Annotated in this window: 20 protein-coding genes, 2 tRNA genes and 2 pseudogenes; 16 read left to right on the top strand and 8 right to left on the bottom strand. The window is 69.8% G+C overall.

All coding sequences use genetic code 11. The annotated features are described in order from the left end of the window. Positions 1 to 216: leucine zipper domain-containing protein (locus tag A4R44_RS29280; RefSeq protein ID WP_198545474.1), on the bottom strand; the 216-nt coding region annotated here is incomplete at its 3' end. A 119-nt stretch (positions 217 to 335) separates the two neighbouring features. Then, entirely contained in the window at positions 336 to 1,175 is an 840-nt protein-coding gene (locus tag A4R44_RS29275) for a helix-turn-helix domain-containing protein (RefSeq protein WP_067587738.1), read from the bottom strand. 101 nt (positions 1,176 to 1,276) lie between these two features. Here A4R44_RS29275 and A4R44_RS29270 point away from each other — a divergent pair, with 101 nt between their 5' ends. Continuing rightward, entirely contained in the window at positions 1,277 to 2,041 is a 765-nt protein-coding gene (locus A4R44_RS29270; RefSeq protein WP_067587735.1) for an SDR family oxidoreductase, read from the top strand. Between the two features lies 1 nt (position 2,042). On the opposite strand, the gene A4R44_RS29265 is transcribed toward A4R44_RS29270, so the two are convergent. Further along, positions 2,043 to 3,497 (bottom strand): amidohydrolase, encoded by a 1,455-nt coding sequence (locus tag A4R44_RS29265; RefSeq protein WP_067587732.1) that lies wholly within the window; start codon positions 3,495 to 3,497, stop codon positions 2,043 to 2,045. A gap of 598 nt (positions 3,498 to 4,095) precedes the next feature. On the opposite strand from A4R44_RS29265, the gene A4R44_RS29260 reads away from it, so the two are divergent. Both A4R44_RS29260 and A4R44_RS29255 read left to right on the top strand, forming a co-directional pair. After that, complete coding sequence (locus tag A4R44_RS29260) at positions 4,096 to 4,431, top strand: helix-turn-helix transcriptional regulator (RefSeq protein WP_067587729.1); 336 nt, start codon at positions 4,096 to 4,098, stop codon at positions 4,429 to 4,431. Further along, a complete protein-coding gene (locus A4R44_RS29255) occupies positions 4,428 to 4,898 on the top strand; it encodes an SRPBCC domain-containing protein (RefSeq protein ID WP_067587726.1) in 471 nt (156 codons plus the stop codon). The genes A4R44_RS29260 and A4R44_RS29255 overlap by 4 nt, the downstream gene beginning before the upstream one ends. 216 nt (positions 4,899 to 5,114) lie before the next feature. Here the strand turns inward: A4R44_RS29255 and A4R44_RS29250 are convergent, their stop codons facing one another. Next, a complete protein-coding gene (locus A4R44_RS29250; RefSeq protein WP_067587723.1) occupies positions 5,115 to 6,341 on the bottom strand; it encodes an alkaline phosphatase in 1,227 nt (408 codons plus the stop codon). Positions 6,342 to 6,409: 68 nt separating this feature from the next. Between A4R44_RS29250 and A4R44_RS52650 the strand changes: the two are divergent. Then, positions 6,410 to 6,772: pseudogene (locus A4R44_RS52650) on the top strand (dienelactone hydrolase family protein); the annotation flags it as partial. A gap of 130 nt (positions 6,773 to 6,902) precedes the next feature. Beyond that, a complete protein-coding gene (locus tag A4R44_RS50910) occupies positions 6,903 to 7,250 on the top strand; it encodes a dienelactone hydrolase family protein (protein ID WP_232791827.1) in 348 nt (115 codons plus the stop codon). Here A4R44_RS50910 and A4R44_RS29240 read toward each other — a convergent pair. Then, positions 7,247 to 8,380, bottom strand: a complete 1,134-nt coding sequence (locus tag A4R44_RS29240) for an ROK family transcriptional regulator (RefSeq protein ID WP_067587720.1) — start codon at positions 8,378 to 8,380, stop codon at positions 7,247 to 7,249. The genes A4R44_RS50910 and A4R44_RS29240 overlap by 4 nt on opposite strands. A 79-nt stretch (positions 8,381 to 8,459) precedes the next feature. Between A4R44_RS29240 and xylA the strand changes: the two genes are divergently transcribed. After that, a complete protein-coding gene (gene xylA, locus A4R44_RS29235) occupies positions 8,460 to 9,611 on the top strand; it encodes a xylose isomerase (protein ID WP_067587718.1) in 1,152 nt (383 codons plus the stop codon). Between the two features lie 387 nt (positions 9,612 to 9,998). Next, positions 9,999 to 11,243 (top strand): aspartate--tRNA(Asn) ligase, encoded by a 1,245-nt coding sequence (gene aspS, locus A4R44_RS29230; protein WP_067587715.1) that lies wholly within the window; start codon positions 9,999 to 10,001, stop codon positions 11,241 to 11,243. A 54-nt stretch (positions 11,244 to 11,297) separates the two neighbouring features. Here the strand turns inward: aspS and A4R44_RS29225 are convergent, their stop codons facing one another. Then, positions 11,298 to 11,750, bottom strand: coding sequence for a MarR family winged helix-turn-helix transcriptional regulator (locus tag A4R44_RS29225; RefSeq protein WP_067587712.1), 453 nt, complete (start codon positions 11,748 to 11,750; stop codon positions 11,298 to 11,300). Between the two features lie 200 nt (positions 11,751 to 11,950). Between A4R44_RS29225 and A4R44_RS29220 the strand changes: the two genes are divergently transcribed. Then, entirely contained in the window at positions 11,951 to 13,222 is a 1,272-nt protein-coding gene (locus tag A4R44_RS29220; RefSeq protein ID WP_095213684.1) for a serine/threonine-protein kinase, read from the top strand. A gap of 97 nt (positions 13,223 to 13,319) precedes the next feature. Beyond that, on the top strand, positions 13,320 to 13,469 hold the full coding sequence (locus A4R44_RS48355; RefSeq protein ID WP_157905028.1) for a hypothetical protein: 150 nt from the start codon (positions 13,320 to 13,322) through the stop codon (positions 13,467 to 13,469). A gap of 29 nt (positions 13,470 to 13,498) precedes the next feature. Here the strand turns inward: A4R44_RS48355 and A4R44_RS29215 are convergent, their stop codons facing one another. Further along, positions 13,499 to 15,010, bottom strand: a complete 1,512-nt coding sequence (locus A4R44_RS29215; RefSeq protein WP_067587709.1) for a SpoIIE family protein phosphatase — start codon at positions 15,008 to 15,010, stop codon at positions 13,499 to 13,501. A gap of 242 nt (positions 15,011 to 15,252) precedes the next feature. Between A4R44_RS29215 and A4R44_RS52645 the strand changes: the two are divergent. The 3 genes and pseudogenes from A4R44_RS52645 to A4R44_RS29210 all read left to right on the top strand — a co-directional run. Further along, positions 15,253 to 15,858, top strand: a pseudogene (locus tag A4R44_RS52645) (hybrid sensor histidine kinase/response regulator); the annotation flags it as partial. A gap of 5 nt (positions 15,859 to 15,863) precedes the next feature. Continuing rightward, positions 15,864 to 16,766 (top strand): HAMP domain-containing protein, encoded by a 903-nt coding sequence (locus tag A4R44_RS52640; protein WP_369805950.1) that lies wholly within the window; start codon positions 15,864 to 15,866, stop codon positions 16,764 to 16,766. Continuing rightward, a complete protein-coding gene (locus A4R44_RS29210; protein WP_369805949.1) occupies positions 16,748 to 19,963 on the top strand; it encodes a HAMP domain-containing protein in 3,216 nt (1,071 codons plus the stop codon). Before A4R44_RS52640 ends, A4R44_RS29210 begins: the two co-directional genes overlap by 19 nt. On the opposite strand, the gene A4R44_RS29205 is transcribed toward A4R44_RS29210, so the two are convergent. Next, positions 19,932 to 20,005, bottom strand: a tRNA-Gly gene (locus A4R44_RS29205). The two genes, A4R44_RS29210 and A4R44_RS29205, sit on opposite strands and share 32 nt — an antisense overlap. Positions 20,006 to 20,129: 124 nt before the next feature. Here A4R44_RS29205 and A4R44_RS29200 point away from each other — a divergent pair. From A4R44_RS29200 to A4R44_RS29190, 4 genes are all read left to right on the top strand, one after another. Next, positions 20,130 to 20,203: transfer RNA gene (locus A4R44_RS29200), tRNA-Pro, on the top strand. A gap of 38 nt (positions 20,204 to 20,241) precedes the next feature. Next, a complete protein-coding gene (locus A4R44_RS29195; RefSeq protein ID WP_157905027.1) occupies positions 20,242 to 21,306 on the top strand; it encodes a tyrosine-type recombinase/integrase in 1,065 nt (354 codons plus the stop codon). Positions 21,307 to 22,213: 907 nt separating this feature from the next. Then, positions 22,214 to 22,381, top strand: coding sequence for a hypothetical protein (locus tag A4R44_RS48350; protein ID WP_157905026.1), 168 nt, complete (start codon positions 22,214 to 22,216; stop codon positions 22,379 to 22,381). Between the two features lie 246 nt (positions 22,382 to 22,627). Next, on the top strand, positions 22,628 to 23,452 hold the full coding sequence (locus tag A4R44_RS29190; protein WP_095213692.1) for a site-specific integrase: 825 nt from the start codon (positions 22,628 to 22,630) through the stop codon (positions 23,450 to 23,452). Positions 23,453 to 23,608 lie beyond the last annotated feature (156 nt).

Genomic DNA, 23,608 nt, shown 5'->3' with positions numbered 1-23,608 from the left:
CGCCCGGGTGGCGTTCGGGCTGGTCCGCGGACGCGTGGACCGCTCGCGCGGCCCGTCCACGCCTTCGGTCTCGTAACGGCGCAGCCAGGTGTAGTAGGCCTGGCGGCTGATCCCGAAATACCGGCAGGTCATGGCCACGTTTCCGGACACTTCCTCGACGTGGCGCAAGACCGCCAGGCGCCTGCGCGCCTGGCGGTCCAGTCGGGGCTCGCTCACCAGCAACTCCTATGGTCAGGAAGCCCCGGTGTCAAGCATCTCCGTCAGTTCTATATGTCAGACAAGCCCTGAACTCAGGCACCCGGTTCTCACCGGCATAAACACTCACGACACCTCAGCTACCCGGCGAACTGCTCGTTCCCCAGCACGCCGAGCAGCTGGATCTTCTCGAACGCCTCGCTGCGCGGCGGCGCGGTCAGCACGAGCAACGCCTGCGACTGGTCCTCGGTGAACAGCACCTGGCAGTCCACCTCGATCTCGCCCAGCTGCGGATGCACGAGCACCTTGTGGTCCTCGAACCGTTTGGCCACTTGGCGTTCTTCCCACAGCCGCGTGAACTCGGGGCTCTCCCGGGTCAACGCGCGCACCAGTTCGCCCGCCCGCGAACGCGGGCCCATCGACCCGTGCACCACCCGCAGATTCGCCACCAACGCGCGGCTTTGCCGGTCCCGGTCGTGCGCCGGGTAGACGAGCCGCTCGCCCGGGTTGGTGAACCACCGGTAGATCTCGCTGCGCGCCAGTCCGGTGTACTGCGATCGGTCGCCGTACAACGCGTCCGCGAACCGGTTCTGCACCAGCACCTCGCCGAGGTTCGACAGGATGAGCGCGGGCGTGTCGGACAGCCGGTCGAGGACCCGCAACAGCGCCGGCGCGACGTGCGTCGCCGCGACGATCGGTGACGGCGCGGTGCGGCCGGCGAGGCGGAACAGGTAGTCGCGCTCGTCGTCGGTGAGCCGCAATGCCCTGGCCAGCGCGGCCAGCATCTGCTCGCTCGGCTGCGGTCCGCGTTGCTGCTCCAGCCGCGTGTAATAGTCGGTGGACATCGCCGCCAGCGCCGCGACCTCCTCCCGCCTCAGTCCCGCCGCTCGCCGCCGCGCGCCCGCGGGCAGCCCGACGTCCTCGGGCCGCAATCCCTCGCGACGGCTGCGGAGGAAGGCAGCCAGCTCAGCTCGATCCATGGCTCCAGTATCGGCTCGGCCCGCCGCGCCAGCCAGGGATCGCCGGTCCCCCGATCTGCGGTCTCTGCCGCCGCGCCGCCGGGCGGCCGAAACTCAGTGGCATGGACATCACCGGAAACACCGTCTTCATCCCCGGCTCGACCAGCGGCATCGGCCTCGCTCTCGCCCTCGAACTGCGGGCGAAGGGCAACACCGTCATCGTCGGCGGGCGACGCACCGAACTGCTCGCGCGGATCGCCGCCGACCACCCCGGTCTCGACACCGTCCAGATCGACACCACCGATCCGGCGAGCATCGAAACCGCGGCCGAGGAGGTGCTCGCGAAGCATCCGGATCTCAACGTGCTCGTCCCGATGGCGGGCATCATGCGCGTCGAGGACTGGCACCGCCCGGAGTCCTTTTTGGACAGCGCGGAAGCGACCCTGACCACCAACGTCCTCGGCCCGATCCGGCTCATCGCCGCGTTCGTCGAGCACCTGCAGACCCGTCCGGACGCCACCATCCTGACCGTTTCGTCCGGCCTCGCCTTCGCGCCGCTGAAAGCGACGCCGAGCTACAACGCGTCCAAGGCCGCGATCCACCTGCTCAGCGAATCGCTGCGGCTGCAGCTGGCCGACACCTCGGTGAAGGTCGTCGAACTGGAGCCGCCGTCCGTGCGCACCGCGCTCCTGCCCGGCCAGGAGGAAAGCGAGTTCGCGATGCCGCTGGACGCCTTCGTCAGCGAGGTCATGACGTTGCTCGAAACACAGCCGGACGCGACCGAAATCCAGGTCGAGAACGTCAAATTCCTCCGCCACGGCGAGGCCCGCGGCGACTACCACGAGGTGGTGGCGATGCTCAACGCCGCGGACCCGCACGGAAAGTGAACTACGCCAGGTACGTCGGCCATCCCGCCACGATCGTCGCGGACACCGGCATTTCCCGAAGCTCCGTTGCCGACAGTCCGCTCGGGTCGGCCGCCGTCAGCACCAGGTCGGCCACGTCGCCGACCTGGACGCCGCGGCGGCCGCCCGAGGACGCGGCCAGCGCGTCGGCGAGCGGGATGGCCTGCTCCGGATGCCATGGCGGCCGCTCGTCGTCGGTCCGCCCGACCGCGGCGGCGATCCCGTCCCACGGATCGAGCGGCGCGACCGGCGCGTCCGAGCCGAGTTCCAGCCGGGCGCCGGATTCCAGCAGGGCGCGGTAGGCGTACGCGCGATCGGTGCGGCCGTGCCAATGCCGGTCGGCGACGTCGCGGTCGTCGGGCTGGTGGGCGGGCTGCACACTCGCGACCAGCCCGAGCGCGGAGAACCTCGGCACGTCCTCGGGCCGCAGCAACTGCGCGTGCTCGATCCGGCCCGGGCAGCCGACCTCGGCGAACGCGTCCAGCGCGATGGTGTTGGCGTGGTCGCCGATCGCGTGCACCGCCGGAATCAGCCCGTGTTCGTGCGCGCGGCGCAGCAACGGCACCAATTCCTCCGGCGGCAGCTCCAGCAGCCCGTTTTCGCCGGATCCCGGGTACGAATCGTGGCAGTAAGCGGTGCGGGTGTTGAGCGAGCCGTCGACGAACAGCTTGAACGGGCCGACCGTGAGCAACCCTTCGCCCGCGGCGAGAACATCACCGGTCCGGTGTCCTCTTTGGATGGTCTCGTCCAGCAAGTACCGGGCGATCACACAGGAAACCCTCGTCGCTGGTTTGGCCGCGGCCGCCCGCCGAGTCCAATCCGCGACCGTGTCCGCGTATTCGTAGTCGACCACCGACGTCACGCCCCGCTTCGCCGCGGCCGCCAACGCATCGGCGATCCAAGCGTCCTGGACCTCGACCGGCGCGGACGGCAACGCGGCCGTGGCGCTCATGCAGTCGTTCTCCAGCAGGACGCCGGTCGGATGCTCGCGGCCGATCAGCTTCAACGCGGCCGGGCTGAGCCACAACGTATGCAGATCCGCGCTGAACAGCGCCACCGCGCGGCCCGGCAGCGCGCGCTGCAGCAGATCCTTGTGCGGCCGATCCGGCCAGAGCCCGTCCCGAAACCCGGCGCCGACGACGAGTTCCCCCGCCGGAGCGTCGAGCAGCTTCTCCATCAGCAATTCGACCGCGCCCACCGCGGATCGCGCCCCGCCCAGCGGGATGCGCCTGCGGAAACCGGCCCACTGAACGAGGTGCGCGTGCGCGTCGACCAGGCCAGGCAGGAGCGTGCCGCCGTGTCCGTCGAGCACGCGGGCCGCGAACCCGGTTCCAGCGCCCGGTTCCTCGACAGCCGACACGACACCGTCGCGCACCCGAACGTCGGCGAGCGGTCCCCGCAGCCCGACCCGGACGCGGCGGAGGAGAAGATCGTCCATGTGCCCAGCCTGCCAGTCAGCCCCGTTCGGGTGAAGCGGGAATTCTCGTGCTGGGGCGGGCGTTGGAACGGGTACTCGCAATGCATGGCAGCCGTCGCCCGCCGAAGGGTCAGGGCCGGTCAGGAGCGCCGCCTTCACAAGCCGCGCAGGGTTCGACTCCCTCGGTTGCCGCTTCTTTTCGCCGACCCGCGCGGGTCGGTGCGGATCACCCTGGCTCGCGGATGCGGGCGGGTGGCCGTTGACCGGCCGGCCCCTCGCGCAGGCTGGACTTTACGCACCGACGTCGTCTCCACGTCAGCTACCGCGCACCGACGTCGTCTCCACGTCAGCTACCGCGCACCGACGTCGTCTCCACGTCAGCTACCGCGCCACGACCGGCTTGAGCGGCGGGACCGGTTGCCCGCCCTGGTCCGGGCGCGCAGCGGAAGCCGCATCAGGCAGCCGATAGGGCCTCGGGAACGCTTCGAACTCCGACTGTGCGCCGAGTGCGGGTCCCGCTTCAGCAGCCAGGCGCCGTCCTGCCCCGGCTGCCGCAGCCCGTCAGGCCGGCCTTCGAAACACTTAGCGCTCACCGTTCCCGCCCGCAATACTTAGCCTCATGGATCAGTATTCGACCACGCTCGACGGGGTCTTCGCCGCCCTCGCCGATCCGACCCGGCGAGCTGTCGTGCGGCGGCTCGGGCAGGGGCCGGCGAGCGTCGGGGATCTGGCGGGCGACGCGCCGATGACGTTGCCGTCCTTCATGAAGCACGTGCGGATGCTTGAGTCGCACGGGCTGATCCGCACCGAGAAGTCCGGCCGGGTGCGGACGTGCGTCCTCAACCGCGACCGGTTCGCGCTCGTCGAGGACTGGCTCGCCGAGCAGCGGCGCGTCTGGGCCGGGCGCACCGACCGGCTCGAACAGTTCGTCACCAGCCAGGAGGACCAGCCGTGAACCCCGACCTGGATCTCGCCCTCGACCGCGTCATCCGCGCACCCCGCAAGCGCGTCTGGGACGCCTGGACCGACCCGGCCAGCCTCGCCCGGTGGTGGATTCCCGCCCCGCTGCGGTGCCGCGTCGAGGAATTGGACGTGCGCGCTGGGGGTGCGTTCGTCACGCGGATGAGCGAGGACGGCGACACCTTCGTCCCGCATCTCGACGCGTGTTTCCTCGTCGTGGAAGACTGCGAGCGGATTGTTTTCACGAATGCGCTCGACAGGGCGTGGCGGCCGGCGAACCCGCTGCCGGTCGCGATGACGGCGGAGGTGCTCCTTCGGGACCATCCGGACGGCACGGACTACCGTGTCGTCGTCCGGCACGGGGACCCGGCGGCCCGGGAACGGCACGCCGGCCTCGGGTTCGCTGACGGCTGGGGCACGGTCACGGCTCAGCTCGCCCGGGTCGCGGAAAGCGGGGCCTGACACAGATCTCGATGACCGCGTTCGGCACTCTCGACGGGGCAGGCCAAGGGCCCGGGTCGTCCACAGTGGACACCAGCGACCAGTTCGCGGGTTCGTTCCGCATCTCGACCAGGCCTTCGTCCAGCGGGCGCCGGAGTGGCTGACGGGTTGCTCTTCGGCCGTCGCACGTACACGTCGTTCGCCAAGGGCTGGCCCGCGATCGGGGGCTCACGAGCATCATAGGCGGGCGGCGGAGACCATCGCGCGGTAGACGTCGGTGTTGTCCACCGTCCCGTCGAGGCGGTCCGCGCCGGGGCCGGTCGCGGTGACCGGGGTCGGCACCCCGCTGTGGTCGCCGGTCGTCCAGTCGACGGTCAGCGAAAGTTTGGTGCCGGGAACGGGAAACGGACCGTCCTCATCGCCCTCGGGAGCACCGTCAGTGTCCTCAATGGCCAGTCCGCCGGTCTCGTGGTCGCCGCCGACGATCACCAGGGTGTCCGGATGCGAGCGGGTGAAGCGAAGCACCTCGGCGACAGCCGCGTCGAGTGCCCGGCCCGCGTCGAGGACGCCGTGCGCGTTGTTTTCGTGGGACATTCCGTCGATGCCTTCTTCTTCCAGGAACAGGAAGAAGCCGCGCGGGTTGGCGGAAAGCGTGTCGAGCGCCTTCTTCGCCATCACCGGCAGCGCGACCTTCGGCTGGTACGCGCCCTTGCCATCCGGGCCGTAGTCGACCATGTCCTCGTTCGCGAACAGTCCGAGCAGCCGCGGCGCGCGAGTCGCGGCGAGCTCGCCGGCGTTCCGCACGTAGGTGTAGCCGGAGCGCTTCGCCTGCTCGATGAGGTTGCCGTGCGTGCTGCGGCTTTCCTCTCCCGGCTTGTCCGGCCACGCGCCCGGATCGCCCTTCGGCAGCCACCAGTCTTCGCCGCCGCCGAGGAGAACTTCCGGACGGCTTTCGGTGATGTACTGCTGCGCGATGTCGCTCTGCAGATCCCGCGAAGGCACGTGGGAGGCGAACGCGGCCGGCGACGCGCCGGTGACCTGCGCGGTGGTGACCAGGCCAGTCGACTTCCCAGCGCGTTTCGCCTGTTCAAGCACCGTCAGCAGGCGACGGCCCTGTGCGTCCTGGCCGACCGCGCCATTGCGCGTCTTGTGCCCGGTGGCCAGCGCGGTCGCCGCCGCGGCCGAGTCGGTGACGAGTTCGCCCGGGTCGCCGGGGTCGGTGTGCACCATGCCGGTGACCGGGAGCCGGTTCATGACCAGGTCGCCGGTGCGGCCGGTCGTCGCGAGCCGGACGAACTCCCGCTGCGCCGCGCCCATGCCGTCGCCCTGGATGTAGACGATGTTGCGCGCCTTCGGATGCCAGCCGCCGGAGGCCGCCGAGGGACTGTCTCCCGCCGTCGCGACCGCGGGCACCGCCCCGGCCACTGCGAGCACGGCCGCGGTGAGCACCATCGTCTTGCGCATCCGGATCCTCCTTTAGTTAGGAAGCTTTCCTAACATGTTTCCCGGAGCGCTGCGAGAGGGTCACCTGAATGGACGTGTCCGCCGACGGTGAACAGCACCCCGCCGGGTCTCGGTGCTCACTACGGTGGGTTCTCATGGAGACCGTCACGACGCGCACCGTCGAGTACCCGGCAGACGGCCTCACCATGGTCGGACGCCTCGCGCTCCCCGCAGGCACCGGCCCTCGGCCCGCAGTCCTGATCGGGCCCGAGGGCACCGGCCTCAACGACTTTCAACGCGCACGGGCCGACGCGCTGGCCGAACTGGGCTACGCGGCACTCGCGTTCGACATCCACGGCGGCCGCTGGTTCACCGATCCCGACGAGATGCTGGCCCGCTGCCTGCCGCTGCTCGACGACCCGGACCGGATGCGCGACATCGGCCACGCGGCGCTCGACGTCCTGCTCGCCGAACCGCGGACCGACCCGAGCCGGATCGCCGGAATCGGCTACGGNGCCCCCGCTTCCCGCGCCCCGGGCGAGCCGGATCGCCGGAATCGGCTACGGCACCGGCGGCGCGATCGTGCTGGAACTCGGCCGCGCGGGCGTCGAGCTGCGCGCGATCGGCACGGTCAACGGACTGGTCACCGGCCGTCCGGGCGAGGCCGCGAACATCCGCTGCCCGGTGTGGGCGGGCGTCGGCTCGGAGGACCCGATCATGCCGCCCGCGCAACGGGACGCGTTCGCCGCCGAGATGCAGGCGGCGGGCGTCGACTGGCGGCTCACCGTCTACGGCGGCGCCCAGCACGCTTTCCACCACCCGCCGGTCGGCCCAGAGCAGCGGCTCCTCCCCGGCGTCGGCTATCAGCCGGTGCAGGCCGAGCGGGCCTGGCGCGACGTCGTGGCTCTGCTGGCCGAGAACCTGGGCTAGCGGGCGAGAAACGGTCCCGGATCGGCCACAACGCCGTGGATGGTGCGGCCCGCGGCGCCCAGTGTCGCGGCGGATTCGCCGAGTGCGGACGGGCTCAGCACCGGCACCGAACCGCGGAGGCCGGTCAAGCGCGTCCGCAGCACGGCCTCCGCGGCGGGAGCCAGCCAGGGAAACAGCGGCCCGAACACGCCGCCGAGCACCACCCGGTCCACATCCACCAGATTGACCGCCGACGCCAGCGCCAGCCCCAACGCCTCCCCTGCCGCCGAGACGGCCGACAACGCCGCGTCGTCGCCCGTCGTCAAGGCAGCAGACAGCGCGTCCACTGTGGATACTCCGGCCGCGGTCAGCATCGCTTCCTGCCCGGCGTAGGTCTCCAGGCAACCGGCCGCACCGCAGCGACAGGACGATCCGGACGGGGACACCAGGACGTGGCCCAGCTCGCCGCCGGTGCCGCGGAACAGCCGCGAGTCCACGACCAGCCCCGCGCCGATGCCGATCTCGCCTGACACGTAAAGGAAATCCGCCGTCCCGGCACCGAACCACAGCTCGCCCAGTGCACCGAGATTCGCCTCGTTGTCCACCGAAACCGGGACCGGCAGCTCCAACTCGACCGGAACGTTCCGCCAACCGAGGTTCGGCGCGCTCAGCACCACGCCGTCCCGCACCGGGCCGGACACCGCGAGCACCGCGCCAGCGACCGTCAAACCCAGCTCGCGCGCCTGCGCCAACTCCGCGGAAGCCAGCTCCCGCACCGCCTTCAGCACAGTTTCCGCCGGCACGCCGCGGTTGTCCCGCTCGACGCGGACCGACCGGCGGACCGCGCCGGTCAAGTCCAGTACGCACGCGGCGAGATAGTCCACATTGGCCTCAAGCCCCAGCGAAGCCATCCGCGCGCCGCTCAGCGAAACCTCGACCCCGGGCCGGCCGCGCTCCCCCGCCCGCACGGCGGCGGTCTCGGACAGGAAGCCCGCCTCCAGCAGCGAGCCGACCAAAGTGGACACGGTCGACTTGGTCAGCCCGGTCAGCTCCGCCAGCGCGGCGCGGGTCAGCGGGCCGCCGCGGCTGATCTCGCCGAGCACCAGTTCGAGGTTCCGCGCCCGCATCGCGTCGTGCCGGACCGGTTCCATCCACACCTCCGCTCTTGACGGCCGGGACGACCGTAGCGCAGTATTTAGTCTACAACATGAACTAAATGAAGGGACGGGCATGGCCGACTACGCCCCCGCGCCGGAGGACAAATTCTCGTTCGGATTGTGGACCGTCGGCTGGCCCGCGGCCGACCCGTTCGGCGTCGCCACCCGGCCGCCGCTCGACCCGGTCGAGAGCGTGCACCGGCTGGCCGGCCTTGGCGCATACGGCGTGACCTTCCACGACGACGATCTGCTCGCCACCGAACCGGACCGCGACACCGCGATCGCCAGGTTCCAGCGAGCGCTGGCGGAAACCGGCCTGCGCGTCCCGATGGCGACGACGAACCTGTTCAGCCATCCCGTCTTCAAGGACGGCGGCCTGACCAGCAACGACCGCGACATCCGGCGGTATGCGCTGACCAAGGTCCGGCGCAATCTCGACCTCGCCGCGGAACTCGGCGCGCAGACCTACGTCCTGTGGGGCGGTCGCGAAGGCGCGGAATCCGATGCGGCGAAAGACGTCCGCGCCGCGCTCGCCCGGTACAAGGAAGGTCTCGACGTCCTCGCCGACTACGCCGTTTCGCAGGGCTACGACCTGCGGTTCGCGCTGGAGCCGAAGCCGAACGAACCGCGCGGCGACATCCTCCTGCCGACGATCGGCCACGCGCTCGGGTTCATCTCCCACCTGGAGCGGCCCGAGTTGTTCGGGCTGAATCCGGAGGTCGGCCACGAGCAGATGGCCGGGCTCAACTTCGTGCACGGCATCGCGCAGGCGCTGTGGCAGGGCAAGCTGTTCCACCTCGACCTCAACGGCCAGCACGGCCCGAAGTACGACCAGGACCTGATCTTCGGGCACGGCGATCTCACCAGCGCGTTCTTCCTCGTCGACCTCCTGGAACACGGCGGCTACGACGGCCCGCGGCACTTCGACTACAAACCGCTGCGCACCGAGGATCCCGAGGACGTCTGGGTTTCCGCGGCGGCGAACATGCGCACCTACCTGATCCTGCGCGAGAAAGCCCGCGCGTTCCGTGCCGATCCGGAAGTCGCCGAAGCGCTCGCCGCGTCGCGGGTGCCGGAGCTGGCCACGCCGACGCTGTCCGAGGGCGAAACCCTGGACGATCTGGCCGCCGACGAGTTCGACGTCGAGGCGGCCGGTCGGCGCGGGTACCATTTCACCCGGCTCAACCAGCTGGCGCTGGAGCATCTGCTGGGCGTGCGGCACTGAGCCGATCGTTTCTGATCCGACCACAGCCACGGCCCAATGGCTTCGCAGCAGCAGTTACGTGCCGGACGAGGTCGGCCTGCTCGTGGCCGGATCAGTAAATCAGGCGACGCGGGCGGCGGCGGTGTTTTACCGTTGCGGGCAACACGTTGACGGAGACAAGTAGCGCAGGGCACCGCGAGGGACAGAGAGCTGCCGCCGGTGCGAAGGCAGCGTCGCGGCCCAGCGCGAAGACACTCCCGAGTGCGGGGAGGAAATGCCCCGCCGGCCCGGCCGCCGTCATCCGGCCAGAACGAGGCCGCCCCTCCGGCGGCGAAGGTGCGGTGGCACCGCGAGTGTCCCTTCTCGCCCGCACCCCCAAGGGGTCGCCGAGTGCGCTCAGGAGAAGGAATGAGTACCCGCACCCCGGTGGCCTGCCTGCGTGACCGCGTGGGCTCCACCGTGACGATCGCCGGCTGGGTGCACCGCCGGCGCGTGCTGAAATCCGTGGCGTTCCTGGTCGTTCGCGACCGGTCCGGCACCGCGCAGGCGGTGTTCGCCGAGCCGCCGGAGGTCGCCGAGGAGACCGTTGTGCGGCTCACCGGGCAGGTGGTCGCCAATCCGCAGGCCCCGCAAGGAGCCGAGCTGTGGGAACCCGCCATAGAAGTGCTGTCCGCGCCGGAAAAGCGGCCGCCGTTTGCTCTTTACCGGCCTGAAGCGGCCGCTGGTTTGCCGGTGGTGCTGGACAATGCCGCGGTCGCGTTGCGGCATCCGGTGCTGCGGCGGCGATTCGAGGTAGCCGCGGCCAGTGTCGCGGCGTTTCGGCGAGTGTTGGACAGGCAGGGATTCACTGAGATCCATACGCCTAAGATCGTTGCCACCGCGACGGAATCCGGGGCGAATGTGTTCCAGCTCGACTACTTCGGCCGTCCCGCTTACCTCGCGCAGTCGCCGCAGTTTTTCAAGCAGGCCATGGTCGGGGTGTTCGAGCGGGTGTATGAGGCGGGGCCGGTCTTCCGGGCTGAACCGCATGACACCGCACGGCATCTGGCTCAGTACACGAGTCTCGACGCGGAACTGGGCTTCATCGCCGACCACCGTGACGTGATGGCCGTGCTGCGCGACGTCGTAGCGGAGATGGCCGCTGCGGCCGGGCCGGACGCGCCAGCGGTGCCGGCAGAAATCCCGTCGATCGATTTCGCCGCGGCGCAAGAACTTCTGGCCCGGAACACCGGCGAGGACCCGCGCGGCGAACCGGACCTCGCGCCCGCGCACGAACGGTGGCTGTGCGAATGGGCCGCGCGGGAGCACGGGTCGGAATTCCTGTTCGTCACCGGATACCCGATGGCGAAACGGCCGTTCTACACCCATCCGGACCCGGCGAACCCGGTCCGGTCGAACAGTTTCGACCTGCTTTTCCGCGGCCTGGAACTGGTGACCGGCGGCCAGCGGCTCCATCGGCACGCGGACTACCTTGCCGTGCTCGGCGAGGCGGCCGGGCAGTACTCGGACTACCTCGACGCGTTCGCGTACGGCATGCCGCCGCACGGCGGGTTCGCGATCGGGCTGGAGCGCTGGGTCGCGCGCGTACTCGGCGTGGCGAACGTGCGCGGGGCGACGCTCTTCCCCCGGGACCTGCACCGCCTGCGGCCCTGACCGTCGGTGAAGGGAACCCTGCGGGAACCAGATTCCCGCAGGGTTTCCCTCACGTCACTTGGCAGCGAAGGTGAGCGACCCCAGCGCGGTGACCAAGGGGGCCAGCTCCGGCAGCTCCTCCGCCTCGGCGAGCGCGGCGGAGAGCGCCGTGTCGTGCGTCGGGCGGGCGGCGGCCAGCAGCTTCTGCCCGGACGGCGTGACCTCGGTGTAGATGCCACGCCGATCGTCCTGGCACAGGTAGCGCGACAGCAAGCCGCGCTCTTCCAGCCGCGTGACCAGCCGGGTCGTCGCCGACTGGCTCAGCACCACCGCGTTGGCCAGCTGGCTCATCCGCAGGTGGAAGCCGTCCTGGCGGCCGAGCACGTCGAGCACGGTGTACTCGCTCACCGACAGCTCGTGCTCGCTTTCCAGCGCGCGGTTCAGCCGGTCTTCGATCCGCGCGTGCAGCGCCGCCAGCGTCCGCCAGCCTTGCGCGCGCGCCTCGACGGCGTCGTCCGACACCGACATGGTGCACCTCCTCCAGACGGCCCCGGTTGCGGGCGGCCGCGGCCCCGGGCAGCATGAGCGCGGCTCAATGCCACTGCAAGTATTGCGCGCGCCGGTAGTACCCAGCCGCCACTGTACTCGCGAAACCGACCGGCTCCGCTTTTGCGCTCGCCCGCCGGCGAGTAAGTTGTCCCGCTACTCGGGGGAAAGGCGATCGGCAGATGACCGGCACCGGCGATTCGGACGCGGGCACGACCGCGAGACGATTCGCGCTGGGCCGGCATGGGCCCGTGCCACCGGTCCTGGCCGGCCGGTACGAGGTGGGCGAGCGGATCGGCGAAGGCGCGACAGCCTGCGTGCATCGCGCCGAGGACCGCGAAACCGGAGCCGCGGTCGCGGTCAAGCTGTTCCACGCCGGGGCGGTCGAACTGGGCCGCAACCGCCGGGACCAGGAGATCGCGGCACTGCGCGCGGTGCGGCATCCGGGATTGGTCGGGTTCGTCGACGCCGGGGTCGACGAGGGGTACGCCTACCTCGTCATGGACTGCGTGCACGGGCCCAACCTGTCCGAATGGCTGCGCTCCGGGCCGCTGCCCGCCGACCAGGTCGTCGAACTGGGCGCACAGCTGGCCGAGGCGCTCGCCCACGTCCACGCGCACGAGGTGACCCACCGCGATCTCAAGCCCGCCAACATCCTCATGTCCGGCGAGGGCCCGCGGATCGCCGACTTCGGCGTCGCGCGCATCGTCGACGCGACCCGCGTGACCGACACCGGCGCGGTCGTCGGGACGGCGGCCTACCTCTCCCCGGAGCAGGTGCTCGGCGAGCACCCGGGCCCGGCTTCCGACGTGTACGCGCTCGGGCTCGTCCTCCTGGAATGCCTGACCGGCGTCCGCGAATACCCGGGCACGGCAGCGGAAACCGCGGTGGTGCGGCTGCATCGGGCACCGCGAGTGCCGTCGGACGCGCCGGAACCGCTGGCGAGAACTCTGCGCGCGATGACCATGCGCAATCCGGAAGAAAGACCCTCCGCGGCCGCTGTGGCGCGTGCGTTGCGCGGCACGGAAACGTTGCGGCTTCCGCTCAAAACGCGGCTGGCGGTCTTCGGCCGCCGCCACCGGGTCTCACGGCGGCGCGCGGTGCTCGCCGCGGGTCTGCCGGTGGCGCTGGTCGCCGCGGGGACGCTTCTGCTCACGGCTCCGCTGCGGCCGGGCACCGAGTCCGCGCCCGTCCCCGGGCCGGCTCCGGTTTCGCCGCCTTCTTCCGCCGCGGCCGATTCACCGGACCCGGCTCCCTGGCATCCGCCGGTCCGTTCGGGGAGGGGGCCCGCGCACACCACGGCTCCCCCGCCCAGCACGACGACCCGCACCGTCACCGCGCCCCCGGGCAAAGCGAACCGTCCGGACCGGAAACCGCCGAAAAAGCCGCCGGGACACCCGAAAAAGCCCCGTGCTCCGGGCAACGGGCCGCCGCGCGGCAGGCCTCCACATTAGACAGACCGGACCACCCGGCCGGCTGACGCGGCGCAATTCGGTGGCGAACTCCGTCCCGGCGCGCGATCCTGGTGGCGAGGCGGGGAGGGGGAAGGCGATGACCGCACACGCACGCCGGTTCGGGCGGCAGTGCCGGGAACACTTCGAGCGCCCGGAAACCGCCAGCGCGGCCGAGCCGGAACGCGACGCCGAGACCGTTCCGGCGCCAGCGCCCGAACCGGAGCCGGAAGTCCGGCCCGGGAAGTAGCTTCCGGGGCCGGGCAAGAAAATTCCGGCTTACTCCGCGCGCGGCGCGGCCTCGATCGCCAGCACCGCGATGTCGTCGTGGCCGGAATTGCCGAGCCATTCCCGCACCTCGTCGCGCAACCGGCGCACGACTTCCCGCGCCGGTTGCCCGACGCAGTCCTCCAGCACCGCGTAGAGCCGTTCGTCGCCGAACAGTTCGGTGGATTCCGTGCGGTTGCGGGCTTCGGTGACGCCGTCGGTGTAGAGCAGGCAGACGTCGCCGTCGTCCAGGTGCGTCGTCGCCTCGGCGAAGCGCGCCTGGGGCGAAACGCCGACCAGCGTGCCGGGCACGCTGATCTCCTCGACCCCTCCCCCGCGCCGCAGCACGAGCGGGGCGGGATGGCCGCCGGAGGCGAGGGTGACGTCGAGCCCGGACTCCGCGGCGGCGATCGAACCGAGCACGAGCGTCGCGAACCGGTTGCTGCCGCCGGAGATCAGGAGTTCGTTGAGCAGCCGCAGCATCGTCCGGCCGTCGCGTTCGACCAGATGCAGCGCGGCCAGCGAATGCCGCACCCGCCCGGTCAGCGCGGCGGCCTCGGCGCCTTTGCCGCAGATGTCGCCGACGACCACGAACGCGCTGCCGTCGTCGCGGGAAAGGACGTCGTAGAAATCGCCGCCGACGCCCAGCACGCCGCCCGCGGGCTCGTACCACAGCTCGAAATTCGCGCCGTCGACCTGCGCGGGCGGCGTCGGCAGCAACGTCGATTCCAGCCCGCGCGTGGCTTCCTCCTGGCGGGCGTAGCGCTGCGCGTTCGCCAGCGCCGTGCCGGCCGCGTCCGCGAACGCCTCGACGGCCTCTCCTTGCGACAGGCCGAAAGCGGGCTCGCCGCGCCTGCCGAGCAGCACCGCGCCCGCCATGCCGGAACCGAACGAGACCACCGACACCTCAAGGTGCCCCTCGAACGGTTCGGCGACCGCCGCGGGCAACGCCGCGACCTCGGTCGCGGGCACCGCGCGGACCTCGGGCCGGGCGACGTCGGCGACCGCGTCGGACACCACCGGTGCCAGCTGCGCCGGCACCCGCCGGATCCGGCCGTGGCCCGCCGCGCCGTGCTCGGTGCAGCTCCACCATTCCCAGCGGCCGCGGGTCGTCGGCAGCAGCACGAAGGCGCAATCGCCCAGAGCGGACGCCGCCAGCTCGGCGATCACCCGCGCCGTGCCGTGCCGTCCGCGCGCGAGCGCCAGTTTCGGACCGGCCTCGGCGAGGAACTCTTCCGGACGGCGGCGGCCGTCGTCGACCACGGTCCAGGCGCGCCAGCCGCCGGGCAGCGCGCGGACCTTGGCCGGCCGGTGGCCGACCTTGCCGGTGGTCTCGGTCACGCTAACGAGCTCGGCCGGGCCGAGCCGTTCGGCGGCCGCGTTGGCCCAGCGCAGGACGCCTTCGGAATCCTGGAGGAACACCGGCTCCCGGACGTCGTCGAGCACCGAGCGCCAGAAACCGGCGTGCCCGGGCAGCTCGGCGCCGGGTGGCAGGGCCGACGCCGGAGCGGGCCGTGACACCATGCACGAACCTCCTGCCTCCGGGTCGACCTGACGGTCCTGGTCCTTCCAGGTTGGCACAGTGTGTGCGGGCGGACTGGGTCGAAGTGTAGGGCGAACCGTGGCAGGCTGGGTCGACGACCATGGCTGGCACACGCGTGGTGGGAAGGTCGGCAGAGATGACAGAGACTCCCCAGGCTTCCGGGAGCCCCCGGAACTCCGGGGCCCATGACCCGGATTCCGTCCCGGCCAACGAGGTCGCGGCGCTGGAGCGGCTGCTCGCCGCGGTGCACGACCTCGGGGACGGCAACTTCCGGCGGCGCTTCGTGGCGCACGGCGACGGGATCACCGCCCGGCTCGCGTCGGCGTTCAACGACATCGCCGAGCGCAACCAGCGGCTGGTGACCGAACTCATGCGCGTGCGCGGCGCGGTCGGCCAGGAGGGCAAGCTCACCGAGCGCGTGCACACCGAGGTCGGCCCCGGCGGCTGGGCCACGGCGGTCGAAACGGTCAACGGGCTGATCGAGGACGTCAGCCGCCCGGTCGTGGAGCTGGACCGGGTGCTGGGCGCGGTCGCCGAGGGCGATCTGTCGCAGCCGATGGCGCTGCAGCTGGACGGCCGCCCGCTGCGCGGGCAGTACGCCGAGCTGGCGAAGACCGTGAACGGCCTCAACGCGCAGCTGTCGCGGTTCGCCGCCGAAGTGATCCGGCTCTCCCGGGAGATCGCCGGAGAGGGCCGCCTCGGCGGTCAGGCCGAAGTCCCCGGCGTCGCCGGGACGTGGCGCGACCTCACCGACTCGGTCAACTTCCTCGCCGACAACCTCACCGAGCAGGTCCGGAACATCGCCTCGGTCACCACCGCGGTGGCTCGCNCACGATGGTCGACCAGCTCTCGTCCTTCGCCGACGAGGTCACCCGGGTGTCGCGCGAAGTCGGTTCCGAAGGACGGCTGGGCGGCCAAGCACGCGTGCCGGGCGTGGCAGGCACCTGGCGCGACCTCACCGACTCGGTGAACCTGATGGCGGACAACCTGACCGACCAGGTCCGCAACATCTCGCAGGTCGCCACGGCGGTCGCGGCGGGCGATCTGACGAAGAAGATCGACGTCGACGCGCGGGGCGAGATCCTGCAGCTGAAGACGACGCTGAACACGATGGTCGACCAGCTCTCGTCCTTCGCCGACGAGGTCACCCGGGTCGCCCGCGAGGTCGGCAGCGAGGGCCGCCTCGGCGGGCAGGCGGAGGTCCCCGGCGCGGCCGGCACGTGGCGCGGCCTGACCGACTCGGTCAACCAGATGGCCGACAACCTGACCGACCAGGTCCGCAACATCTCGCACGTGACCACCGCGGTCGCGAAGGGCGATCTGACGCAGAAGATCACCGTCGACGCGCGCGGCGAGATCCTCGAACTCAAGACCACGATGAACACGATGGTCGACCAGCTCTCGTCCTTCGCCGACGAAGTCACCCGGGTCGCCCGCGAGGTCGGCACCGAAGGGCAGCTGGGCGGCCAGGCCACCGTGCCCGGGGTCGCCGGCATCTGGCGCGATCTGACCGGCTCGGTGAACTTCATGGCCAACAACCTCACCGCGCAGGTCCGCAACATCGCGCAGGTCGCGACCGCGGTGGCGCGAGGCGACCTGACGAAGAAGATCGCGGTCGACGCGCGCGGCGAGATCCTTGAGCTGAAGACGACGCTGAACACGATGGTCGACCAGCTCTCGTCCTTCGCCGACGAGGTCACCCGAGNGTCACCACCGCGGTGGCTCGCGGCGACCTGACGCAGAAGATCAACGTCGACGCGCGGGGCGAAATCCTCGAACTCAAGAACACGATCAACACGATGGTCGACCAGCTCTCGTCCTTCGCCGACGAGGTCACCCGAGTGTCGCGAGAGGTGGGCACGGAAGGGAAACTCGGCGGTCAGGCGACCGTGCCGGGCGTGGCGGGGACCTGGAAGGACCTCACCGACAACGTCAACTTCATGGCCAACAACCTCACCGACCAGGTGCGGAACATTTCCCAGGTCACCTCCGCCGTGGCGCGCGGCGACCTGGCGCAGAAGATCACCGTCGACGCGCGCGGCGAGATCCTGGAGCTCAAGAACATCCTGAACACGATGGTCGACCAGCTGTCCGCCTTCGCGGACGAGGTCACCCGCGTCGCGCGCGAGGTCGGCACCGAAGGACGGCTGGGCGGCCAGGCGCGCGTCCCCGGCGTCGCGGGGATCTGGAAAGACCTCACCGACAACGTGAACGTCATGGCCGACAACCTGACCGTGCAGGTCCGGAGCATCGCCACGATGGCGAGCGCGGTGGCGAACGGCGACCTGTCGAAGAAAATCTCCATCGACGCGGCGGGCGAGGTCGCGGCGCTGGCCGGGACGCTGAACGACATGGTCGAGACGCTGCGCGCGTTCGCCGACGAGGTGACGCGGGTCGCGCGCGAGGTCGGCACGGAAGGCATCCTCGGCGGTCAGGCGCGGGTGCCCGGCGTGGCCGGGACGTGGAAGGACCTGACCGAGAACGTCAACTTCATGGCGCACAACCTGACCAGCCAGGTGCGGAACATCTCGCAGGTCACCACGGCGGTGGCGCGCGGCGACCTGTCGCGCAAGATCGACGTCGACGCCCGGGGCGAGATCCTGGAACTCAAGACCACGATGAACACGATGGTCGACCAGCTGTCCGCGTTCGCCGCGGAGGTCACCCGGGTTGCCCGCGAGGTCGGCACCGAAGGCAAGCTGGGCGGTCAGGCCGAGGTCGAAGGCGTGTCCGGCACCTGGAAGCGGCTGACCGAGAGCGTGAACCAGCTGGCGGGCAACCTGACCACGCAGGTCCGCGCGATCGGCCAGGTCGCGACCGCGGTGACCGCGGGCGATCTGACCCGGCACATCACCGTGGACGCGTCCGGCGAGCTGGCGGACCTCAAGGACAACATCAACCAGATGATCGCGAACCTCAAGGAGACCACCTCCGCGAACCGCGAACAGGACTGGCTGAAGACGAACCTGGCGCGGCTGTCCGGCCGGATGCAGGGCCACCGCGACCTCGCTTCGGTGGCGACGCTGATCCTGTCCGAGCTGGCCCCGCTGGTGAGCGCGCAGCAGGGCGCGTTCTTCATCGCGCACGACGACGAGGACGCCGGCGACCCGGACAAGCTGCTCGACTGCATCGCCGCCTACGGCCTCGCCCAGGCCCGCACCGGCCTGCGGTTCCGGCTCGGCGAATCGCTGATCGGCCAGGCCGCCGTGGACCGCCGGACGATACTGGTCAACGGCGCTCCCCCGGAGTACGCGCTGGTGTCGTCCGGGCTCGGCTCGGCCCCGCCGGTGAACGTGATCGTGCTGCCGGTGCTGTTCCAGGGCGAGGTGCTCGGCGTGCTGGAACTGGCGTCGGTCAACGAGTTCTCCGCGGTGCACCTCGACCTGCTGGAGCAGCTGCGGCACACCATCGGCGTCAACGTGAACACGATCCTGTCGAACTCGCGCACCGAGGCCCTGCTGACCGAATCGCAGCGGCTGGCCCAGGAACTGCGCGCGCGGTCCGAGCAGTTGCAGGCCCAGCAGGGCGAACTGCGCCGGTCGAACACCGAACTGGCCGAGAAGGCGGCGCTGCTGGCTCAGCAGAACCGCGACATCGAGGTCAAGAACATCGAAATCGAGCAGGCTCGCCAGGAGCTGGAGGAACGGGCCGGGCAGCTGACGGTCGCGTCGCAGTACAAGAACGAATTCATGGCGAACATGTCGCACGAGCTGCGAACTCCGCTCAACAGCGCGCTGATCCTGGCGAAACTGCTGTCGGAGAACCCGGAGGGCAACCTCACCGAGAAGCAGATCCAGTTCGCGAAGACGATCTGGGCGGCGGGCAGCGACCTGCAGCAGCTGATCAACGACATCCTCGACCTGGCGAAGGTCGAGGCGGGCAAGCTGGACCTGCAGATGTCCGACGTGACGCTGCCGGAGCTGGTGAACTACGTCGAATCCCTGTGCCGCCCGCTGACCGCGGACAAGGGCCTGGAGTTCGCCGTCCTGATCGACCCGCCGGTCCCGGGCAGCGTGCACACCGACGAGCACCGCTTGCAACAGGTGCTCCGGAACCTCTTGTCGAACGCCGCGAAGTTCACCGACGAGGGCGGCGTACGCCTGCACATCCGGATGGCCGACCCCGAGGAAGTCGAACAGGAGTCCCTGCGCTCGGCGGCCGGGATCATCGCGTTCGGCGTCGAGGACACCGGCATCGGCATTCCCGAGGAGAAGCTGGAAGTCATCTTCGACGCCTTCCGCCAGGCGGACGGAACGACGAGCCGCAAATACGGCGGCACCGGCCTTGGCCTGTCGATCAGCCAGCAGCTCACGGAACTCCTGAGCGGCGAACTGCGCGTCAGCAGCGTCCCCGGCCGAGGCAGCACCTTCACGCTGTACCTGCCGGTCGGCGCCGCGAACCTGATCGCCCCCACGACCCCCGTGCGGCCCACCCCGAAGCTGCCGGTCCTGCCGAGCACCATCACCGTGGCAGAGCCGAACAGCGCCCCGAAACGCTTCAACGGCGAGAAGGTCCTCATCGTCGACGACGACCTGCGCAACGTCTTCGCCCTCGCAGCGGTCCTGGAACAGGAGGGCCTGGAAGTCATCTACGCCGACACCGGCGTGGCCGGAATCCGGGCCCTGGAGCGCCACGAGGACACCGCGCTGGTGCTGATGGACGTGATGATGCCGGAACTGGACGGCAACGCCACCATCGCAGCCATCCGAGCCGAAGCGGCCCACGAAGACCTGCCCGTGATCGCCGTCACAGCGAAAGCGACGGAGGAAGACCGCGAACGAACCCTGGCATCCGGGGCCGACGACTACATCACGAAGCCGGTGGACACCGACCTCCTGCTGGACGTGATCGCCGCCCGCCTGGAGGCGGATGCGGCGTCGTCCTCGTCGGAGGTGGAAGCGTTGGAGCGGGTGACGGGAATCGAACCCGCGTAGCTAGTTTGGAAGACTAGGGCTCTACCATTGAGCTACACCCGCAGCGCCCTCGGTGACCCGGGAGCGAAGCAAGCTTAGCGTGCCCGCTAGGGTGGGTCGTACACCCCCCGGGTACCGGGGTTCCGGAGGCCTTGAGCGGCTCCGGAGACCAGGGCTTCGGGGGTGCCGGGATGTGGCGCAGCTTGGTAGCGCATCCGCTTTGGGAGCGGAGGGTCGCAGGTTCAAATCCTGTCATCCCGACAGATAGGGGCTGGACCTGCGGGTTCAGCCCCTTTTTCGTGCCGCCGGACGCGGTCCGGGAGCTAGCACAGCGCTCAGTGACACTCCTATTTGAGGATTTTCACATGCGCACCCGAGCCCTGAAGCCCGCTCCGCCGGCCTGGCAGGCGTTGATCGACGAGTGGGCCATGTCACTCGAGGCCGAGAACAAGAGCTCCCGCACGATCCGCGGCTACTGCGACTCCGTGCGCTTCTTCCACATCTGGCTCGCCGACCCGGTCGCACCGCCGGAAGCCGACGACCCCGAGGCGTGGCTGGCCTCTGTTCCGCCCGAGCCGGCCGAGCCTGAAGACTACGAGCCGAACCACGTCAAACGGTGGATCGCCTATCGCATTGCCACGACCAGTCCTGGCAATGCGAACAACAATTACCGGGCGTTGAGCGCGTGGTTCCACTGGCTTGTAGCCGAGGAGGAGATCGAGCACCACCCGATGGCTCGCATGAAACCGCCGCACATCCCGGACCAGCCGATTCCTATCACCCCGGTGGAATTCATCAAGCAGGTGCTCCGGAACTGCCAAGGCCGCGACTTCCACAGCCGCCGAGACGAAGCAATCATCCGGCTGATCTGGGACACCGGAGGCCGGCTCTCCGAAATCGCCAACATCGACCTGGAACGGGACCTCGACCTGTCTCGTCGCGTCGTGAACGTCCTCGGCAAAGGCGGGAAATGGCGCGCGCTGCCTTTCAGCGCCGCCACGGGCAAAGCCCTCGGCCGCTACCTCCGCGTCCGTGCGCGCCATCCCTACGCCGATGCAACCACCAGACTGTGGCTCAGCGACCACCGTCGAAGCACGCCGCTCTCACCGAACGGCATCAAGATCATGCTCCGACGACGAGGCAACGAAGCCGACGCACGCGGCGTGCTCGGCCGCAATCTCCACGCGCACCTCGGGCGGCACTTCCAGTCGCACACCTTCCTCAAGTCCGGCGGCAGTGAAGGAGACCTGATGCTGCTGAACGGGTGGACTACCGCACAGATGGCCCGGAGGTACGGAGCCAGTGCCGCCGCCGAACGGGCCCACGAAGCCGCCAGGAAAATCCGGGTCGGGGACGCTCTCTGAATCGCGCTGCTTGCCACATGGCGTGCCAAATGAGCGCCTGACTCCACGGCAACCGGTGTCACATGATGTGCGCGGGTTGTGTCCCCGCCCGACGTGAGCGGTTCCGCGCGTGTGCGGCAGTGTTCCGGACAACCGATGGAGCTGCGGCATTCCATGAGGAGAGTGTCATGCCAGGTGAACGCGCGTTGGGCAATCCTTTAGCGGGCGCCGACAGCAGTCGCTAGCGGAGCGGTGCAGCGTGAGACTGACGCGGCCCTCGGTGAAGATCGAGGGTTGCAGGACCCATAGGCTGGCATTGGTGGTGGCCATGACTTGCTTGCGCAGCAGGGCATTCCCGGTACCGCGGTCGCGATGCCGCTTGGCGACGCAGATCGAAGCTTCGACGACGCCGGTGTGGCGTCCCCGCTTGCTGGATGTATCGCCGGATTCCCCACAAAGCGGCCGCTTACCGCAGAATATCGGTGATACATCCCCACGCGACCTCGAGCCGCTGCCTCGACCGTCACAACACACGGAGTAGTTGCTTATCGAACCCTGCGTATTCGACAAAGTCCGTCAGGGCGCACCTGACGAACGCCGCTGGCTGCCGAGGCCAGGCTCGCAGGTGGTCGGATGCCTGAGCCACGACCCGCTCCGCTGTTCCCGCCCGCGACGGCACGCCTGACCGGCTCGGGCAAAGCCTCTGCGCCGTCGCCGGCGGCTCTGCCCACGATCCATGCTCGTCTTCCCGAAGCCGCGTGGAGTTACACGATGGCCCGGATCGACCGATCCGGGCGCCTCGCCGAGCGAAGGCTCCTGCACACGCTCGATTGGAGTGCGGGCACGAGGCTGTCCGTCGCGCGATGACACGGCGGTAGTCGTCCGCCGAGACCCCGAGGGGCCTTTCGCCGTAATCGGCGGACCCCGCGTGAAGGTGCCTGCCGGGTTGCGGTCGCGGTGCGAAATACGCACCGGCGACCCGCTGCTGCTGGCCGCCAGCCGTTCCGCGGATCTCCTCCTGATCTATCCCATGCCGCTCGTCGAACAGCTCCTTGCCGAAACGCATCAGCGCTTCTTCCCCGAGGGGCTGGCATGACTGGGACCGACAGTTCGTCGACATCGTCGCAGCCGCAAAAGCGCTCTTGGCGACCATGGGTGTCTCGCCGAAGGACCTCGCCGACCTCGGCTACAGACCAAGGGAAATGCCGAATTTCACGCAATACGTGCCGAAGGTTCTGAAAGCCGCCTCAGCCAGTTCCCGGGAAATGTGGGCCGTCTACCGGACGTCGCAAAAGACGAGTGGCCCACTCGGCTCATCGACGAGCCGACTGCGTCGGAAATCATGAATCTCTCGATCGAAGTGCAGGAACGATCGGCGCTTCGCCCCAACTCACGGGACGGCCTCGGCGCACGAGCGAACTTCATCGATGCGATCAAATTCCTCTACCGGTGCGCTGTTGCCGATCACTTGATTCCCCAAGGCAACAACCCGACACGAGAACTGCGTCGACCAGCAAAACAGAAAAGCACTCGACGGCCGCTGACAACGGCACAGCTTTCCGAGATCAACGAGGTCGCCGCCACGACCGGCATCGACCCGGCATTGACCGCCCTGATCATCCGGCTGCATATCGAAACCGCGTGCCGGCGAGGCGGCTCGAAAGCCTTGCGCCCCTGCGACCTCGATACCAAACAACTCACCGTCGGCTTGAGAGAGAAGGGAAATACCGTGCGCGACCAGCCAGTATCGCCGAGCCTGNATCCCGTGCGCGCCCAGCCAGTATCGCCGAGCCTGATGGACGCGCTCTTGGCCCACGAGCGCTACCGGGCCCCGGACCACGACAGGACCGCACAATTGCTCCGCCATCGCAACGGAAGGCCGATTCCGATCACCTACTACGACCAGATCTGGAAGCGAATCGGCCGCATCCTTCCCTGGGTTTCGACGCTGGGAGTCACCTCGCACTGGCTCCGGTACACGACGCTCACGTGGGTCGAACGCAACTTCGGCTACGCCGTGGCCGCTGCTTACGCGGGCCACGTCCAAACCAGCGGCCGAACGGGCAACACACTGACCTATGTCAGCGCGACCATCGAGGAAGTCGCGGCCGCGCTCGTTGCCCTGACGGGCGAGCCATATCCGCTAGCCGCAATTGGACCGCAGTAACGCCCGCGGAGCACCACCAGCACAGCCACACCTGGGGCCCTCCGAGCCCGAGCGGAGGGCCCCAGGCCAAACTCGACCGGCACGAACACGAACCTCCTGGTTGTAACGCTGAGCGACGTCGAAGCGACCTCGACTCCGCCAGACACGAGCACCTGA

Origin of the sequence: Amycolatopsis sp. M39 (assembly GCF_001651785.1) — a bacterium.
In the GTDB taxonomy this organism is placed as follows: Bacteria; Actinomycetota; Actinomycetes; order Mycobacteriales; family Pseudonocardiaceae; genus Amycolatopsis; species Amycolatopsis rubida.
The sequence above is the reverse complement of the archived record's forward strand: the minus strand, read 5'-3'. Positions and strand labels throughout refer to the sequence as shown.